At 75.0% G+C, this 3,004-nt stretch carries 4 protein-coding genes and 1 pseudogene; 1 reads left to right on the forward strand and 4 read right to left on the reverse strand.

All coding sequences use genetic code 11. From position 1 onward, the window contains the following. Positions 1 to 316, forward strand: a 316-nt coding sequence (locus tag IH13_RS0129740) for a response regulator transcription factor (protein WP_031089161.1), incomplete at its 5' end; no start/stop codon positions are given. Here the strand turns inward: IH13_RS0129740 and IH13_RS0129745 are convergent. From IH13_RS0129745 to IH13_RS45140, 4 genes and pseudogenes are all read right to left on the reverse strand, one after another. Further along, positions 310 to 1,473 (reverse strand): EstA family serine hydrolase, encoded by a 1,164-nt coding sequence (locus IH13_RS0129745; protein WP_031089162.1) that lies wholly within the window; start codon positions 1,471 to 1,473, stop codon positions 310 to 312. The genes IH13_RS0129740 and IH13_RS0129745 overlap by 7 nt on opposite strands. Before the next feature lie 126 nt (positions 1,474 to 1,599). After that, positions 1,600 to 2,175 (reverse strand): histidine phosphatase family protein, encoded by a 576-nt coding sequence (locus IH13_RS0129750; protein WP_031089163.1) that lies wholly within the window; start codon positions 2,173 to 2,175, stop codon positions 1,600 to 1,602. Positions 2,176 to 2,231: 56 nt separating this feature from the next. Next, a complete protein-coding gene (locus IH13_RS0129755; RefSeq protein WP_031089165.1) occupies positions 2,232 to 2,669 on the reverse strand; it encodes a GNAT family N-acetyltransferase in 438 nt (145 codons plus the stop codon). Between the two features lie 10 nt (positions 2,670 to 2,679). Then, a pseudogene (locus tag IH13_RS45140) lies at positions 2,680 to 3,004 on the reverse strand (hypothetical protein); the annotation flags it as partial.

Here is a 3,004-nt window from a genome sequence, read left to right on the forward strand (position 1 = left end):
GGTCGTGGCAGCCGGGGACGCCCTGCTCGCCCCCGCCGTGACCAAACGGCTGATCGCCGAGTTCTCCCGCGTCAGCGCGGCGCCGCGCGCGCCGGACAGGGACCGGATCGGGGATCTGACGGAACGCGAGACGGAGGTGCTGTCCCTCGTCGCGCGGGGCCTGTCCAACGCGGAGATAGCGAGCCGGCTGATCGTGGCGGAGCAGACCGTGAAGACTCATGTGAGCCGGATCCTGGTGAAGTTGGGCCTGCGCGACCGGACCCAGGCCGCGGTGTACGCGTACGAGAGCGGGCTGGTGCGGCCGACGGGTCACTGAGCCGTTGCAAGAGAGCCGTACACGGCGTCGACCAGCGCAGTCTTGCGGGGGTCGTCGGCGATGTGCGGGCCCATGCGGTTCATGACGTAGCCGAGCGCGATCCCCGCCTCGGGGTCGGCGAGGCCGCAGGAGCCGCCCGCCCCGTCGTGGCCCGCCGCGCGCGGGTTGGGGCCGTAGGAGCGGTTCGGGCCGCTGAGCCAGAGACCGAGGCCCAGTTCCGTGTCGTGGGCGAACCCGGTACCCAGGACCAGGTCGCGGCAGCGTCCCTGCCCCTCCCGGACGCGCTCGGCGGCCTCTTCGGAGAGGATCCGCCGGCCGTTCAGACTGCCGCGTCCGGCGACGATCCCGTAGAGCGCGGCGACCGCGCGGGCGGTCCCGTGGCCGTTGGCCGCGGGGATCTCGGCGGCGCGCCACTCGGGAGTGTTGGCGGCCTCCGTGCCCGTGCCGGGGTTGAGCAGGGAGGCGACGGCCACCGGCTCCATGCGGGCGAAGAGGGCGGCCTGTTCGTGGAGGACCGTGTCCGGCCGGACGAGTTCGGCGACGCGGTCCGCGTCCTCCTTGGGGCGGCCGATGGTGAAGTCGACGTCCAGCGGTCCGGTGATCTCCCGGTGCAGGAACGCCCCGGGCATCAGACCGGTGACGCGGCGGACGACCTCGCCGACCAGGAAGCCGTAGGTGAGGGCGTGGTAACCGGAACGGGTGCCCGGCTCCCACCAGGGTTCGGTCGCGGCGAGGGCGGCCGTGGTCGCCTCCCAGTCGTACAGCCCGGCCAGGCTGTACGGCTCGCGCAGCCCCGCGACGCCCGAGCGGTGCGAGAGCAGGTGGCGTACGAGGACGGACCGCTTGCCGGCCGCGGCGAATTCGGGCCAGTACGCCGCCACGGGGGCGTCCAGGTCCAGGAGTCCCCGGTCGGCGAGGACGTGGGCGCAGAGGGCGACGGGCCCCTTCGTCGTGGACCACACGTTGACGACGGTGTCGCGCTCCCAGGGGCGGGTGCGGGCCTCGTCGGCCCAGCCGCCCCAGAGGTCGACCACCGGCTCCCCGTCGAGGAGGACGGTCACGGCGGCGCCCAGTTCTCCGCGTCCGGCGAAGTTGCCGGCGAACGCGTCGCGTACGGCCGCGAACCGGGGATCGCAGTGGCCATGGACCTGCGGCACGGGTCTCTCCTCGGTTCGGGGTCCGGGCTGGGCCGGACGGGCCGGGCGGGCTACCGAGTGCGCACCATACCGACTGGTCGGACCGACGGGAAGGCGCCGCGCGCCGCCCGTCCGTCCCGCCGCCGCTCAGTCCGGGAGCGCTTCCACGCTGAGGTGCCAGCGTCCGGGCAGCCCGGTGATCGTGGTGACGGAGAGCGGCCGGACATCCACGTGCCAGTACGCCGACGGCGGGGCGCCCAGGGCGTAGACCAGGGCCGCACGGACGACGCCGGGTTCGGCCACCGCGACGACGGATCCGTCCTGGACGGGGCGGGTGTCGAGCCAGCCCCCTATGCGGAAGATGAACGCCAGCAGGGATTCGCCGCCGTGCGGGGCCGAACGCGGGTCGCCGAGCCAGGTGTTCACACCGGCCGGGTCGTACGCGGCCACCTCCGCCAGCGTCAGACCGCGCCAGCAGCCCATGTCGCAGTCACGGAGGGCCGGTTGGGAGAGCGGCGCGAAACCGAGGGCGTCGCCGGTGGCGCGGCTGCGCGGGGTGGGCGAGCAGTAGCGGAGTTCGGCGGCGCCCAGGGGGACGAGGGCGTGCGCGGCGAACTGGACGTCGCGCAGGCCGGCGTGGTCGAGGGGCCGGTCGTCGCCGAATCGCTCGGAGAGCAGAGCGGAACTGCGTGCCGCGGCGACCAGCGAGACCCGAACACTCATGGCCGCGATCGTGGAGGGCGGCGCCGCGCCGGTCAAGAGGGCGGCGCCGCGCGGGCTCAGTCGACCTGGAGCGCCATCCACATGTCCGGGTCCGCGAGCGGGGTGAAGCCGAGCCGCGCGTAGACGCCGTGGGCGTCCTTGGTGGCGAGCAGGAACCTGCGTACGCCCAGCGGGGTCAGGTGGTCGCGTACGGCGGTGACGAGGCGGGTGCCGAGTCCGTGGCCGCGGGCCGCGGGGTCGACGTACACGTCGCAGACCCAGGCGAAGGAGGCGTGGTCGGTCACGACGCGGGCGTAGGCGGCCTGTTCTCCGGTCGCGAGGTCGTAGGCACCGAAGTTGAGGGAGCCGGCTATCGCCCGGTCCTGCTGTTCGCGGGTGCGGCCGAGGGCCCAGTAGGCGTCCGTGGAGAGCCAGTGGTGGATGCGGGCGGCGTCGAGCCGGGAGGGGTCCGGGGAGATCTCGTGACGCGCTCGGGGCGTGGCGTGGTCGGTCATGCGGGGGAGGCTATCGCCCCGGGTCCGCGCCGCGCCCGGGCATACCGGCGGGCCCCGGCACCGGACCGGCGGGGGCGCCGGCCACGCGTGGACCGCCCGGACGGAGGGTGGGTCGGTCCTGACCCCCCGGGGCCCACAGCTCGTCGGCGGCGGTGCGCAGCCTGCGTAGGCCCTCGGCGATCTCGGCCGGTGACGCGACGGCCGCGAAGCTCAGCCGGACGTGTCCGGCCGGGGGTTCGGCGCAGTGGTAGGGGCGGCCCGGGGCGATGGCGACACCGGCGCGCAGGGCCGCGGAGACCAGGGCGGGTTCCTCGGCGGCGGGCCCGGGGAGCCGG

Source organism: Streptomyces sp. NRRL WC-3549, assembly GCF_000721935.1.
In the GTDB taxonomy this organism is placed as follows: domain Bacteria; phylum Actinomycetota; class Actinomycetes; order Streptomycetales; family Streptomycetaceae; genus Streptomyces.